General features: G+C 70.6%; 11 protein-coding genes. All 11 read right to left on the bottom strand.

Annotation, left to right across the window (positions count from 1 at the left end; translation table 11 throughout):
• Positions 1-63: 63 nt before the first annotated feature.
• Positions 64-1,716: a glucose-6-phosphate isomerase gene (gene pgi / locus ACVV2G_RS03035; RefSeq protein ID WP_453840967.1), complete on the bottom strand. Its 1,653-nt coding sequence runs from the start codon at positions 1,714-1,716 to the stop codon at positions 64-66.
• 126 nt (positions 1,717-1,842) lie between these two features.
• Complete coding sequence (locus ACVV2G_RS03030) at positions 1,843-2,178, bottom strand: RNA polymerase-binding protein RbpA (protein ID WP_078637775.1); 336 nt, start codon at positions 2,176-2,178, stop codon at positions 1,843-1,845.
• A 200-nt stretch (positions 2,179-2,378) separates the two neighbouring features.
• On the bottom strand, positions 2,379-2,615 hold the full coding sequence (gene secG, locus ACVV2G_RS03025) for a preprotein translocase subunit SecG (protein WP_386282427.1): 237 nt from the start codon (positions 2,613-2,615) through the stop codon (positions 2,379-2,381).
• A gap of 137 nt (positions 2,616-2,752) precedes the next feature.
• Positions 2,753-3,529, bottom strand: coding sequence for a triose-phosphate isomerase (gene tpiA / locus ACVV2G_RS03020; RefSeq protein WP_453840966.1), 777 nt, complete (start codon positions 3,527-3,529; stop codon positions 2,753-2,755).
• Positions 3,530-3,534: 5 nt separating this feature from the next.
• The gene (locus ACVV2G_RS03015; protein WP_453840965.1) at positions 3,535-4,746 is read right to left on the bottom strand and encodes a phosphoglycerate kinase; all 1,212 of its coding nucleotides are present in this window, start codon (positions 4,744-4,746) and stop codon (positions 3,535-3,537) included.
• 139 nt (positions 4,747-4,885) lie between these two features.
• Entirely contained in the window at positions 4,886-5,893 is a 1,008-nt protein-coding gene (gene gap / locus ACVV2G_RS03010; RefSeq protein WP_453840964.1) for a type I glyceraldehyde-3-phosphate dehydrogenase, read from the bottom strand.
• 227 nt (positions 5,894-6,120) lie between these two features.
• On the bottom strand, positions 6,121-9,075 hold the full coding sequence (locus ACVV2G_RS03005) for a M14 family metallopeptidase (protein WP_453840963.1): 2,955 nt from the start codon (positions 9,073-9,075) through the stop codon (positions 6,121-6,123).
• 270 nt (positions 9,076-9,345) lie between these two features.
• Complete coding sequence (whiA, locus tag ACVV2G_RS03000) at positions 9,346-10,335, bottom strand: DNA-binding protein WhiA (protein WP_453840962.1); 990 nt, start codon at positions 10,333-10,335, stop codon at positions 9,346-9,348.
• Positions 10,326-11,417 carry a gluconeogenesis factor YvcK family protein gene (locus ACVV2G_RS02995; RefSeq protein ID WP_453840961.1) on the bottom strand — a complete coding sequence of 364 codons (1,092 nt, stop codon included), beginning with the start codon at positions 11,415-11,417 and terminating at the stop codon, positions 10,326-10,328. Before ACVV2G_RS02995 ends, whiA begins: the two co-directional genes overlap by 10 nt.
• Entirely contained in the window at positions 11,414-12,430 is a 1,017-nt protein-coding gene (rapZ, locus tag ACVV2G_RS02990; RefSeq protein WP_453840960.1) for an RNase adapter RapZ, read from the bottom strand. Before rapZ ends, ACVV2G_RS02995 begins: the two co-directional genes overlap by 4 nt.
• Positions 12,427-14,646, bottom strand: coding sequence for an excinuclease ABC subunit UvrC (gene uvrC / locus ACVV2G_RS02985; protein WP_453840959.1), 2,220 nt, complete (start codon positions 14,644-14,646; stop codon positions 12,427-12,429). The genes rapZ and uvrC overlap by 4 nt, the downstream gene beginning before the upstream one ends.
• Positions 14,647-14,728 lie beyond the last annotated feature (82 nt).

Below are 14,728 nucleotides of genomic sequence, written 5' to 3'. Positions count from 1 at the left end.
CTTTCAAAGGCGGGGGGGGGTGGGTTTTTTTTTCTGTTTCCCTCTTCCCCCACCCCACTTCGTTCACCGCCGGCCGCGCAGCTCCCGGTAGGCGGTGACCAGTGCCTTGGTGGAGGTGTCCAGCCCGGGGACCTCGGCGCCCTCGGTGAGGGCGGGCTCGACGCGCTTGGCGAGCACCTTGCCCAGTTCGACGCCCCACTGGTCGAAGGAGTCGATCTTCCACACCGCGCCCTGCACGAACACCTTGTGCTCGTAGAGGGCGACGAGCTGACCGAGCACCGAAGGGGTCAGCTCGCGGGCGAGGACGGTGGTCGTCGGGTGGCCGCCCCGGAACGTCTTGTGCGGGACCAGTTCCTCCGGCACGCCCTCGGCCCGTACCTCGTCCGGCGTCCTGCCGAAGGCGAGCGCCTGGGTCTGCGCGAAGAAGTTGGCCATCAGCAGGTCGTGCTGGGCCTTCAGTCCGTCGCTCAGCTCGGCCGCCGGCTCGGCGAAGCCGATGAAGTCCGCCGGGATCAGCTTCGTGCCCTGGTGGATCAACTGGTAGTAGGCGTGCTGCCCGTTGGTGCCCGGCGTGCCCCACACGACCGGACCGGTCTGCCACTCGACCGGCCGCCCCTCGCGGTCGACGGACTTGCCGTTGGACTCCATGTCGAGCTGCTGGAGGTACGCGGTGAACTTCGACAGGTAGTGGCTGTACGGCAGGACCGCGTGCGACTGGGCGCCCAGGAAGTTGCCGTACCAGACGCCCAGCAGGCCCATCAGCAACGGCACGTTGGACTCGGCCGGGGCGGTGCGGAAGTGCTCGTCGACGATACGGAAGCCGTCGAGCATCTCCCGGAAGCGGTCCGGGCCGATGGCGATCATCAGGGAGAGCCCGATCGCGGAGTCGTAGGAGTACCGGCCGCCGACCCAGTCCCAGAACTCGAACATGTTGGCCGTGTCGATGCCGAACTCGGCGACCTTCTCGGCGTTCGTCGACAGCGCGACGAAGTGCCGGGCGACCGCCTTCTCGTCACCGAGCGCCTCCAGCAGCCAGGAGCGGGCCGAGGTCGCGTTCGTGATCGTCTCGATGGTGGTGAAGGTCTTGGAGGCGATGACGAAGAGCGTCTCGGCCGCATCCAGGTCCCGGGTGGCCTCGTGGAGGTCGGCGCCGTCCACGTTCGACACGAAACGGAAGGTCAGCGAGCGGTCGGTGAAGGCCCGCAGCACCTCGTAGGCCATGGCGGGGCCCAGGTCGGAGCCGCCGATGCCGATGTTGACGACGTTCCTGATGCGCCGGCCGGTGTGGCCCTTCCACTCCCCGGAGCGGACCCGGCCGGCGAAGTCCGCCATCCTGTCGAGCACGGCGTGCACCTCGGGTACGACGTTCTCGCCGTCGACCTCGATCACCGCGTCCCGCGGCGCGCGCAGCGCGGTGTGCAGCACCGCCCGGTCCTCGGTGATGTTGATCCGCTCGCCCCGGAACATGGCGTCACGCAGGCCGAAGACGTCGGTGGCGGCGGCCAGCTCCCGCAGCAGCCGCAGGGTCTCGTCGGTGACGAGGTGCTTGGAGTAGTCGACGTACAGGTCTCCCACCCGGAGCGTGCAGCCGGTGCCGCGCCCGGGGTCGGCGGCGAACAGCTCGCGCAGCCGGACCTCGCCGAGCTCTTCGCGGTGCTTGGCCAGCGCGTTCCACTCGGGCGTCCGGTGGAGCCTGGTACGGCCGTCTGCGTTCATGTCGGACTTCAGCCTTCTTCCTCAGGTGTCCCAGCTGTCCCGGCTGTTCCAACCTAATTGATCAACGGTGAAGAAGACTGAATCAGACCGAAGATGACCGCGATGGAAAGTCGCGGAGAATCCGGGCTAGATCTCGCCGCGCAGTTTGGCGAGTGCCTCGGCGAGGATCGCCTCGCCGTCCGCGTCGCTGCGGCGCTCCCGCACATAGGCCAGATGGGTCTTGTAGGGCTCGGTGCGCGGCGGAGCCGGGGGATTGTCCCGGTCCTGTCCGGCGGGGAAGCCGCAGCGCGGGCAGTCCCAGGTCTCGGGGACCTGTGCGTCGCTCGCGAAGCTCGGCTGTGTCTCGTGTCCGTTGGAGCACCAGAAGGAGATGCGCAGACGCGGCGCGGACTCGCCACGCTCGGCCTCGCCCATCGGCCCCGCCCCGACCCGGCTTCCCCGGATCGCGTTGCCACTTGCCACGGTCGTAACTCCCTGCGTGATGGTGCCGCGAAGCGAGTCGGCGTTTCGCTTCGCTGCGAGCGCCTCAGTCTACGTAAGGCCCAACGCGCGTCCAGTGGTTGGAGTTACAAGCCCAAGCGCCCAGACGCAAGCCCCATGATAGGCGGCGCCGTGCGGCGCGTACCGAACATGGGGCTTTACGTGCGGAAGTGCGTGACGGGTCAGTTGTTGGCCTTCATCAGCAGGCCGAGCACCATGATGCACGCGAACCACAGCAGACCGACCACCACGGTGATCCGGTCGAGGTTGCGCTCGGCGACCGAGGAGCCGCCGACGGACGACTGCATGCCGCCGCCGAACATGTCGGAGAGGCCGCCGCCCTTCCCCTTGTGCATCAGCACCAGCAGCATCAGCAGCAGGCTGAAGACGATCAGGGTGATCGAGAACCCCAAAACCACGGCTGGACCAACTTCCTCGGATTCGGATGAACGACGGGGGCACGGTGACAGCAGGCCACCATGCCCCCGCAAGGGTACGACGTATCGTCGCTACGGCATACTCACCGGTCGAACCGCCGGGCGACCGGGCGTCCGTCCTACTGGTCGCGGAAGCGGACGATCCCGACGAACTCGTCCGAGTCCAGCGAGGCGCCGCCGACCAGGGCGCCGTCGATGTCGGCCTGCGCCATGATCTCGGCGACGTTGCCGGACTTGACCGAGCCGCCGTACTGGATGCGGACCTTGTCGGCCAGCTCCTGCGAGTAGAGTTCGGCGACCTTGCCGCGGATCGCCGCGCAGACCTCCTGGGCGTCCTCGGCGCCGCAGACCTTGCCGGTGCCGATGGCCCACACCGGCTCGTAGGCGATCACGATCGTCTCGGCCTGCTCGGCGGTGAGGTCCTTCAGGCCGCCCTCGACCTGGGCGAGGGTGTGGGCGACGTGGTTGCCCGCCTCGCGGACGTCCAGCTCCTCGCCGACGCACAGGATCGGGGTCAGGCCGTGCTTGTAGGCGGCCTTCACCTTGGCGTTGACCAGCTCGTCCGTCTCGGCGTGGTACTGCCGGCGCTCGGAGTGGCCGATCGCGACGTAGGTGCAGCGGAGCTTGGCCAGCATCGAGCCGGAGATCTCGCCGGTGTAGGCGCCGCCCTCGTGGGCGGAGACGTCCTGGGCACCGTACTTGACCTTCAGCTTGTCGTGCTCGACCAGGGTCTGCACCGAGCGCAGGTCGGTGAAGGGGACGAGGACGGCGACCTCGACGGCGTCGTAGTCCTTGTCCGCGAGGGCGAAGGCGAGCTTCTGGACGTGGGCGATGGCCTCCAGGTGGTTGAGGTTCATCTTCCAGTTGCCCGCCATCAGCGGCGTGCGGGTGCTCATCGGGGTCAGTCCTCCAGTGCGGCGAGGCCGGGGAGCGTCTTGCCCTCGAGGTATTCGAGGGAGGCGCCGCCGCCGGTCGAGATGTGGCCGAATGCGTTCTCGTCGAAGCCGAGCGTACGGACGGCCGCGGCGGAGTCGCCGCCGCCGACCACGGTGAAGCCCGGGGCGTCGAGGAGTGCCTGGGCGACCGCTTTGGTGCCCTCGGCGTAGTCGGGGTGCTCGAAGACGCCCATGGGGCCGTTCCAGAAGACGGTGGCGGCGTCGGCGAGCTTCGAGGCGTACAGCTTGCGGGTCTCGGGACCGATGTCCAGGCCCTCCTGGTCGGCCGGGATGGCGTCCGCGGCGACGGTGGAGGGGTGGGCCGGGGCCTTGGTCTTCAGGTCCGGGAACTCGGTCGAGACCAGGACGTCGACGGGGAGGACCAGCTCGACGCCGTTCTTCTCCGCGCGCTCGATGTACTCCTTGACGGCCGGGACCTGGTCCTCCTGGAGGAGGGAGATGCCGACCTCGTGGCCCTGGGCCTTGAGGAAGGTGTACGCCATGCCGCCGCCGATCAGGAGCCGGTCCGCCTTGCCGAGCAGCTGGTCGATGACGGCGAGCTTGTCGGAGACCTTGGCGCCGCCGAGGGCGACGACGTAGGGGCGCCGGACGTCGTCGGTGAGCTTCCTCAGGACGCCGACCTCGGTGGCGATGAGGTGGCCGGCGTAGTGCGGCAGCCGCTTGGGGAGGTCGAAGACCGAGGCGTGCCTGCGGTGCACCGCGCCGAAGCCGTCGCCGACGTAGACGTCCGCGAGGCCGGCCAGTTTGTCGGCGAAGGCGGCGCGCTCGTCGTCGTCCTTGCTGGTCTCGCCGGCGTTGAAGCGCAGGTTCTCGATGACGGCCACCTGGCCGTCGCCGAGACCGGACACCGTCGACTCGGCGGAGGTGCCGACCGTGTCCTCGGCGAAGGCGACGTCGGCGCCGAGCAGCTCACCGAGGCGGGCGGCGGCCGGGGCGAGGGAGAAGACCGGGTCCGGGGCGCCCTTGGGGCGGCCCAGGTGCGAGGCGACGATCACGCGCGCGCCGGCGTCGGCCAGGGCCTTGACGGTGGGCACCACGGCGCGGATGCGGCCGTCGTCGGTGATGGTGGTGCCGTCCAGCGGCACGTTGAGGTCTGCGCGGACGAAGACGCGCTTGCCCGCGACGCCTTCGGAGAGCAGTTCGTCGATCGTCTTCAAGAGGGCTCCTGGGTTCTCGGATCGCTCGTGATCCTACGAGGGCTGGTCGCTGCGGACGCGACGCAGGGCCCGGGCAGCGCGGCCTTGCGCTGCCCGAGCCCTGCCGTCACATGCGAGGTGCCTGCTGAGTCCGGTGCGATCAGAGCTGGTTGCCGACGAAGACCGTGAGGTCGACGAGGCGGTTGGAGTAGCCCCACTCGTTGTCGTACCAGCCGATGACCTTCACGTTCTTGCCGTCCTGGACCATGGTCAGGGACGAGTCGAAGGTGCAGGACGCCGGGGCGTTGACGATGTCCGAGGAGACGATCGGGTCCTCGGTGTACTCCAGGATGCCCTTCAGCTCGCCCTCGGCGGCCTTCTGGAAGGCGGCGTTGACCTCGTCCTTGGTGACCTCGCGGCCGAGCTCCAGGACGAGGTCCGTGACCGAGCCGGTCGGGACCGGGACGCGCATCGCGATGCCGTCCAGCTTGCCCTTGAGCTGCGGGAGGACCAGCGCGGTGGCCTTGGCGGCGCCCGTGGTGGTCGGGATGATGTTCTCCGCGGCGGCACGGGCGCGGCGCAGGTCCTTGTGCGGGAAGTCCAGGATGCGCTGGTCGTTCGTGTACGCGTGCACCGTCGTCATCAGGCCCTTGACGATGCCGAAGTTCTCGTCGAGGACCTTGGCCATCGGCGCCACGCAGTTGGTGGTGCAGGAGGCGTTGGAGATGACGTGGTGGTTCGCCGCGTCGTACTTGTCCTGGTTGACGCCCATCACGATGGTGACGTCCTCATCCTTGGCCGGGGCCGAGATGAGGACCTTCTTCGCGCCGCCCGCGATGTGCTTCTCGGCGTCGGCCTTCTTCGTGAAGATGCCGGTCGACTCGATGACGATGTCGACGCCCAGGTCGCCCCACGGGATGTCGGCGGGGTTGCGCTCGGCGAGGACCTTGACGGTCTTGTCGCCGACGGTGATGGTGTCCTCGGTGTGCGAGACCTCGTACGGGAGGCGCCCGAGGATGGTGTCGTACTTCAGCAGGTGGGCGGTGGTCGCGGTGTCACCCAGGTCGTTGACAGCCACGATCTCGATGTCTGCACCCTGCTCCAGCAGCGCGCGGAAGTAGTTACGACCGATGCGGCCAAAGCCGTTGATGCCTACGCGGATCGTCACGAACCGATCTCCTCGTTGGTACGCCGGCCCGATGTGCCGGCGAGCTGTATTTGGGATGTCCCCGACCACCTCCGACCCTACCTCTCCGGGGCCTCGGGGGTGACATCGAGACGCCCCATACCCGGCAGGGCGGTCCGTACCCGCCGGTAGGGGTACGGACCGCCCTGGGGCGCGGGGACCGGTCACCCGATGTGGCTACCCCGTCCCAGTCCCCCGTGTCCCGGATTTCACTCGTCCAGGGCACGCAGCGCCTGCCGGACCAGGGTGGCCCGGGCGGCCGGTTCGGTGAGGTGCTCCAGGCCGAAGCCCAGCAGTACGGTGTCGTCCGTGGTGACCGCGCCGTACGTCCGGAAGAGGGCCCCGGTGCGGGTCCAGTCCTTCAGTACGGCGGGACTGCCCGCGGGCGGCCCGGAGACCCGCCAGGCGCCGAGCGAGGTCTCGAAACCCTCGGTCGCGGTCGCCGCGCCGCCGACGACGAGCGAGGTCTCGTCGGCGAGGACACCGCGTCCGCCGCTGCCCGGGTCCGTGACGTAGGCGATCGAGACCTCGACGGTCTTCCCGGCGTAGGCGCTCAGGTCGAACGCGACCTGCCGCCAGCCCCCGGAGGAGCCGGTGAGGCTGTTCCACCGCCCGGTCGTGCCGATCGCGGTGCAGCCGTCGTCGGACAGGGTCAGGTAGCGCTTCAGCCAGGGGTGCCCGCCCACGTAGAACCCGGCCGCGCACTCCGCGGGCACGGCCGTGCCGGTGGCACCGTCCGCCTCGGGGAGCGTGGTCCAGTCGTCGGCGCCGGTGGTGTGTGCCTCGACCAGCGCGTGGTCGTAGCCCCGCTCGGTGTCCCACAGGAGCTGGGTGCGGAGCGTGGGCCGGTCCGAGGCGATGACACCGGTGAGGTCGACGGTGCGGGTGAGGCGCTTGTAGGCGTCGTCGGTGTGGACGGCGGCGGCCATCCAGTCGCCCGTGTGCGGCCCGTACGGGTTGACCGTCCCGGCGAAGCTCCCGGCACCCTCGCCGGCGAACTGCGGGTAGTCGTCGGCGGGCAGCCGGTCCGAGGTCACGCTGTAGGTTCCGGCCGCGTCGAGCGGGTTGCCGGGGGCGCCGCCGAGCGCGCCGGCGGTCCCGTCGAGCTTGCCGGAGCCGGTGAATCCGGTGGCTCCGGGGGTCGAGGTGCGGGTGTAGGCGCCCAGGTAGTACTGGCTGAAGTCGTCGGACAGGGTGCCGCCGCCGAGGTCGACGCTGCCGCCGGCCCGCTCGCCCGCCTCGATCAGCCGGCCGCCCTCGTTGAGGAAGGCCCGCAGCTGGAGCTGGGTGGCGTTGCCGGGCGCCGCGGCGCCGGTGTGGTGGACGACGGTGTCGAAGTGGCCGAGGACGCCGAGCGCGTCGGGCGCGCCCTGCGTGGCGACGTCCCACACGGCCGCCCGCCGGCCGTTCGCCTTCAGCGCGTCCACGTACGTCCGGGCCTGCGTGGCCTGCGCGCCCTCCTCGGAGACGACGAGGACGTCCGCGCGGGGCCGCTCGGCGATCGTGTACGTGAAGTGCTCGCTCTCGGTCCGCTTCCCGCCCTTCGTCTCGCCGGTGAACCAGACCTCGACCTCGTCGCCGCGGTCGCCGTCCTTGACCTTGGCGCGGTACTCGTCGAAGTACAGGTTGTCCTCACCTCCGTAGCGCTCGCCGCCCCGCCAGGGCTTCAGTGCCATGTCGTGGACGCGTCCGCCGTTGACGCGGTACTTCAGCTCCTTGTCGCGCACCGACTTGCGTACGACGACGGAGACCTCCTGGTCGGCGCCGCGCGAGTAGCTGGTGGTGAACTCGGCCGGGGTGAAGTCGGCGGCCTCCAGGCCCACCGCGGAGGACGGCCGGTCGGGGTGCGCGGCGCTCTCGGCGAGGGAGAGCGCGAAGGGGATGTTCTTCGCGAACTCCTGCTGGATCAGTTCCTCGTCGTCGGGGAAGTTGAAGCCCGACTGGCAGTCGCCCGCGTTCCACTCGTCGTCGGGGTCCTGCTCGGAGATGGTCTGGCAGGTCGACATCTCCGGGGTGAACATCGCCATGCCGTTGACGTTGGCCGCGTGGCCGTCCGCCTCGCCGTTGGTGGTGTACAGCTCCGAGGAGACCTGCGGGTGGTAGCCGGGGATCGCGGGGTTGTCCGGTGTGCCGGCGAGCGCCTCGTAGAGGACGTCGTCCGGAGTGTCCGTGGCCACCTGCCAGCCGACCCCGTACAGGAGGAGTTCGGCGGCGGAGTGGTAGTTGATGCCGTAGGTGAAGCCGATCCGCTTCTGGAAGGCGTCCAGGGCCTTGGTCTCGGGCTCGGAGTTGGGCCCGGTGCCGCGGTAGGTCTGGCTGGTGGGGTTGGGGGACGAGCCCTCGTCGTCGTAGCCCCACTTGTAGGCGAAGTTGCGGTTGAGGTCGACGCCGTCGCCGGTGCCGATGGTGCCGTCGCCGTTGTTGTCGCGCAGGTTCTTGCGCCACAGGCGGTTGTCGCCGCTCTCGAACGTGTAGTCGTAGCCGTCGGGGTTGGCCGACAGGAGGAACCACAGTTCGGTGGAGTCGACGAGCTTCTTGATCCGCCGGTCCTCGTCGTACTTGTCCAGGTAGTGGTGCATCAGCCGGCGGGTCATCTCCGGGGTGATCCACTCGCGTGCGTGCTGGTTGGACATGTACAGGACGGAAGGCTTGGAGCCGTCCTTGGACTTCTTCGCGTTCCCGGTGAGCTTGAGCGCCAGGATGTCCTGGCCGTTCACCGTCTTGCCGATGGAGACGACCTTGGTGAGGCCGGGATTCTCCCGCGCGGTCCGCAGGATCTCCTCCTGGAGGCCGCCACTGCCGCTGTACGGGCGGAAGACGCCCTCGGCGGCTCCCTCGACGCGCTTCTCGGCCCGGGTGGAGAGGGTGTGCTCGTCGAGGTCGACGCCCTGTTCCTCCAGCTTCTCGGCCTCCCGGTCGGTGAGGAAGACCTCGACGGTGGCCGTCCCCCTGTCGGGGACCTGCTCGCCGAGCTCGTGGCCGTCCTGGCCGGCGGCCAGCAGCAGGGGTACCTGCTCGCGGGTGACGTCGGCGCGGAAGACCTTCACTTCGTCCGCGTCCGGGGTCACCGGGTCCGCGGGCTGTGCCTGGGCGATGGGTGCGAAGCCCGCTCCGCCGATCAGGAGCGCGCCGACGGCGAGGATCGATCTCGCTCTTCGTCTCATGAACCCCCCTAGCTGAAGCCTGTCCGACAGGCTTGAGTCCGCCACGGCAGCGAACAGATGCCAGGCTCATGACACAACATGATCCAGTCAAGAGCGCGGGAAGGACACGCCGGAGCCGGTGCCGGTCACCCAAGTGGGCGGCGGCACCGGCTCGTTGACGGGCCGTGTGCACGGGCCGTCGGCGCGTGCGGGGCTCGTGAGCGGGGGCTCGCAAGCGGCGGGGGCTCGCGAGCGGGGGCTCGTGGCCGGGGTGGGACTGCCCGGGGCGGGTCAGCCGACGAGGTTGTCGGCCAGCTCCTCGCCGAGGTTGGCGTCCGTGCCGGGGATGCCGAGGTCCGAGGCCCGCTTGTCGGCCATCGCCAGCAGCCGGCGGATGCGGCCGGCCACGGCGTCCTTGGTCAGCGGCGGGTCGGCGAGCGCGCCCAGCTCCTCCAGGGACGCCTGCTTGTGCTCCATGCGGAGCCGGCCCGCGGCGGCGAGGTGCTCGGGCACGTCGTCGGCGAGGATCTCCAGGGCGCGCTGCACGCGGGCACCGGCGGCGACGGCGGCGCGCGCCGAGCGGCGCAGGTTGGCGTCGTCGAAGTTGGCGAGGCGGTTGGCGGTGGCACGGACCTCGCGCCGCAGCCGCCGCTCCTCCCAGGCCAGCACCGAGTCGTGGGCACCGAGCCGGGTGAGCAGGGCGCCGATCGCGTCGCCGTCGCGGACGACGACCCGGTCCACACCGCGCACCTCGCGGGCCTTGGCGGGGATCGACAGCCGACGGGCGGCGCCGACCAGGGCGAGCGCCGCCTCGGGACCCGGGCAGGTCACCTCCAGGGAGGAGGAGCGGCCGGGCTCGGTGAGCGAGCCGTGCGCCAGGAAGGCGCCGCGCCAGGCGGCCTCGGCGTCGCAGGTGGCCCCCGAGACCACCTGCGGCGGCAGACCCCGGATCGGCCGGCCCCGGCCGTCCACCAGTCCGGTCTGGCGGGCCAGCTGGTCACCGCCCGCAACCACCCGAACGACGTAACGCGAGCCGCGGCGCAGCCCGCCCGGCGCCATCACGATCAGCTCCGAGCTGTGCCCGAAGATCTCCAGAATGTCCTGCTTGAGTCGCCGGGCCGCTCTCGCGGTGTCCAGTTCGGCCTCGATCACGATGCGGCCGCTCACCAAGTGAAGGCCGCCGGCGAACCGCAGAACGGCGGAGACCTCCGCCTTTCTGCAGCAGGTCCGGGTGACGGGAAGCCGGGAGATCTCGTCCTTCACCGCTGCCGTCATCGCCATGGGCCGATCCTTCCATGCATCCGAAAAATACGGTCGTACGCGGCGGCCAGCAGCTCCGGGTCGTGCCTCGGGGTCCCGTCGGTCCGGGCAACCGGAGCCAGTTCGACCGCGGCGCCGAACCGTTTCGCGGCGTCGGTGAGCGAGTCACGGTCGGGCACGGCGGCCTCGTCGGCCAGCACCACGTCCAGGGCGAGTTTAGGGGCGTGTCGTCCCAAAACCTCCAAATGACGCTGCGGGGAGAAGCCCTCGGTTTCTCCGGGCTGCGGAGCGAGGTTCAAGGAGAGCACCCGGCGCGCCTTCGTCTCGACGAGCGCGTCCAGCAGATCCGGCACGAGCAGGTGCGGGATGACCGAGGAGAACCAGGAGCCCGGGCCGAGCACCACCCAGTCGGCGTCCAGGACGGCGTCGACCGCCTCGGGGACCGCGGGCGGGTCGTTCGGGACCAGGTGGACGGACTGCACCTCGCCGGGCGTGAGCGCCACGGTCGCCTGTCCGCGTACGGTGTCCACCTCGTCGGGCCGCTCCGGGTCGTGGCCCCGGACCAGTGCCTGGAGCTCCAGCGGCACGGCCGACATGGGCAGCACGCGCCCCTGCGCGCCGAGCAGCTTGCCTACCAGGTCCAGTGCCTGGACGTGGTCGCCGAGCTGCTCCCACAGGGCGACGATCAGCAGATTGCCGACCGCGTGTTCGTGCAGGTCGCCCTGGGACTGGAAGCGGTGCTGGATGACGCGGGCCCAGGTCTGGCCCCAGTCGTCGTCGCCGCACAGCGCGGCCAGCGCCTTGCGCAGGTCACCGGGCGGCAGAACGCCCAGCTCGTCGCGCAATCGCCCGCTGGAGCCGCCGTCGTCGGCCACGGTGACGACGGCGGTGAGGGCGCCGGTGATCCGGCGCAGCGCGGCGAGCGAGGCCGACAGGCCCATGCCGCCGCCGAGGGCGACGACCTTGGGCTGGGCGCCCCGGCGGCGCGGCTTGCCGCCGCGCGCCTGTTCGGGCCGGGCGGCACGGGCCTCGGCGGGCCGGCCGCCGCGTCCCTCGGGCACCACCCGGCGCAGCCTGCTCAGCCGCGGAGTACGTCCTGTCATTCCCGTCCCATGTCCCGGTGGACGACCACCGTCTCCACGCCCTCGGCGGCGAGCCGGGCGGCGAGCTTCTCCGACATGGCCACGGACCGGTGCTTGCCGCCGGTGCAGCCGACAGCGACGGTCACATAGCGCTTGCCCTCCCGACGGTAACCCGCGGCGATCATCTGGAGCAGCTCGGTGTAGCGGTCGAGGAACTCCTTGGCCCCGGGCTGGTTCAGGACGTACGAGGAGACCTCCTCGTTCAGGCCGGTGAACGGGCGCAGCTCGGGGACCCAGTGCGGGTTGGGCAGGAAGCGCATGTCCACGACCAGGTCGGCGTCGACCGGCAGGCCGTACTTGAAGCCGAAGGACATGACGGTGGCCCGCAGCTCGGGCTCCTCGTCGCCGGCGAACTGCGCGTCCATCTTGGCGCGCAGCTCGTGCACGTTGAGGCTGGAGGTGTCGATCACCAGGTCGGCGTCACCACGCAGCTCGCGCAGCAGTTCCCGCTCGGCGGCGATGCCGTCGACGATGCGGCCGTCGCCCTGGAGGGGGTGCGGGCGGCGCACCGACTCGAACCGGCGCACCAGAGCCTCGTCGGAGGACTCCAGGAAGACGATCCTGCGGGTCACGCCGCGGGAGTCCAGGTCCGCCAGGGATTCGCGCAGGTTGTCGAAGAAGCGCCGGCCGCGGACGTCGACGACGACCGCGATCCGTGCCACGTTGCCCTGCGAGCGGGCGCCGAGTTCCACCATGGTGGGGATCAGCGCGGGCGGCAGGTTGTCGACGACGAACCAGCCGAGGTCCTCCAGACACTTGGCGGCCGTCGAGCGGCCGGCCCCGGACATGCCGGAGATGATCACCAGCTCGGGGATGGCCGCCTCGTGCGCTCCTGCTGTGTCCTTGCCCGTACTCACGTGTGCTCCGTCGTCCTGGCGCTGTTCGGCACCGGCTGTGCGCGGATCCGCGTCCTCGCCGGTCGTGCGGTGGGCCTGTTCTCGCCCTGCTGCGGGCTGCGCCTCGTGTTCGGTCATCTCTCCTGCCCCCGTCGTTCGTCCGGGGTGCCCGCGGTCACGGGCTCCCCAGGGGCGCCCGCCGTCGACTCGGGAGCCCCGTCCTCGTCATCAATGATCTCTCCGGTCGCCGTGTTCACGGCGGGCGCGGCCGGGACGGCCCGGGAGAGGGCCACGGCGACGGTCTCGGCCGTCTTGCGGCCTATGCCGGGCACCTCGCAGATCTGGTCGATCGTCGCGGACCGTAGCTTCCGCACCGAACCGAAGTGTTTGATCAGCGCCTGCTTGCGGGTCTCCCCCAGGCCGGGCACGTCGTCCAGCGGGCCGGAGCGGAAGCGCTTTGCGCGCTTGGCGCGCTGGTAGGTGATCGCGAAGCGGTGGGCCTCGTCGCGGACGCGCTGCAGGAGGTACAGGCCCTCGCTGGTGCGGGGCAGGACGACCGGGTCGTCCTCGCGGGGCAGCCACACCTCCTCCAGGCGCTTGGCGAGGCCGCAGACGGCGATGTCGTCGATGCCCAGCTCGTCCAGGGCCCGCTGGGCCGCCGCGACCTGCGGTCGGCCGCCGTCGACGACGACGAGCTGGGGCGGGTAGGCGAAGCGCCTGGGGCGGCCGTCGTCGTCCTTCAGGGCCGGGCCGTCCATGAGAACCTCACCGTCCGAGGCGTCAGGACTCACCGAGACGGCAGGGCCGTCCGCGTCGGATCGGCCGTCCGCGGCCGGCTGCCCGGTCGCGGCGGGTCGGCCGTCCGCCGCGGAGTGTCCGGCCGCCACGGCCCGGGGATTCGTGGGCGGCTCGCCGTCGACGCCTTCCTCCCCGTCCGCCCACTCACCGGTCTTCTCCTTCTCGGCGAGGTAGCGGCGGAAGCGCCGGGTGATGACCTCGTGCATCGACCGGACGTCGTCCTGACCGCTGAAGCCCTTGATCTGGAACCGGCGGTACTCGCTCTTGCGGGCCAGTCCGTCCTCGAAGACGACCATGGAGGCGACGACGTCGTCGCCCTGCAGGTGCGAGATGTCGTAGCACTCGATCCTGAGCGGGGCGCTGTCCAGGCCGAGGGCGTCGGCGATCTCCTCCAGGGCCCGCGAGCGCGTCGTCAGGTCGGAGGCGCGCTTGGTCTTGTGCAGGACGAGTGACTGCTGGGCGTTGCGCTGCACGGTCTCCATCAGCGCCTTCTTGTCCCCGCGCTGCGGGATGCGCAGCGACACACCCGACCCGCGGCGCTCGGTCAGCCACTGCTGGACCGGCTCCACCGGGTCGGGCAGGGCGGGGACCAGGACCTCCTTGGGGACGGCGTCCCCGGTCTCCTCGCCGTACAGCTGCTGGAGAGCGTGTTCGACGAGGGCGCCGGTGGTGATCTCCTCGACCTTGTCCGTGACCCAGCCGCGCTGGCCGCGCACGCGTCCGCCGCGCACGTGGAAGATCTGGACGGCGGCCTCCAGCTCGTCCTCGGCGACCGCGATCAGGTCGGCGTCGGTCGCGTCGGCGAGCACGACCGCGCTCTTCTCCATGGCCTTCTTCAGGGCCCCTATGTCGTCACGCAGGCGCGCCGCGCGCTCGTACTCCATCTCCTCGGCGGCCTCCGCCATCCGCCGCTCCAGGCGGCGCAGGTAGGTGCCGGTGCGGCCGGCCATGAAGTCGCAGAACTCGTCGGCCAGGTCCCAGTGGTCGTCGGCGGAGATCCGGTCGACGCAGGGTGCCGAGCACTTGCCGATGTAGCCGAGCAGGCAGGGCCGGCCGGTGCGGGCGGCGTTCTTGAAGACGCCGGCGGAACAGGTGCGCACCGGGAAGACGCGCAGCAGGAGGTCGACGGTGTCGCGGATCGCCCAGGCGTGCCCGTACGGCCCGAAGTAGCGCACGCCCTTCTTCTTGTGGCCGCGCATCACCTGCACGCGCGGGAACTCCTCGTTCATCGTCACCGCGAGGTACGGGTAGCTCTTGTCGTCCCGGTACTTCACGTTGAACCGGGGGTCGTACTCCTTGATCCAGGAGTACTCCAGCTGCAGCGCCTCGACCTCCGTGGACACCACCGTCCACTCCACGGACGCGGCGGTGGTGACCATCGTGCGGGTGCGGGGGTGGAGGTTCGCCAGGTCCTGGAAGTAGTTCGCCAGGCGCTGGCGCAGGCTCTTCGCCTTTCCGACGTAGATCACCCGGCGGTGCTCGTCACGGAACCTGTACACCCCCGGGCAGTCCGGGATCTCTCCCGGCCTGGGGCGGTAGCTGGAGGGGTCGGCCATGACTCACACCCTACTGGCGAGCACCGACACCTCGACCGGCCTGTGGACGACGGCGCAGGGCCCTGTGGACGACCGGCCGGAG

The sequence above is a fragment of the Streptomyces sp. JK94 genome (assembly GCF_053613315.1).
Note: the sequence above shows the minus strand (reverse complement) of the source record. Positions and strands in the feature narration are given on the sequence as shown.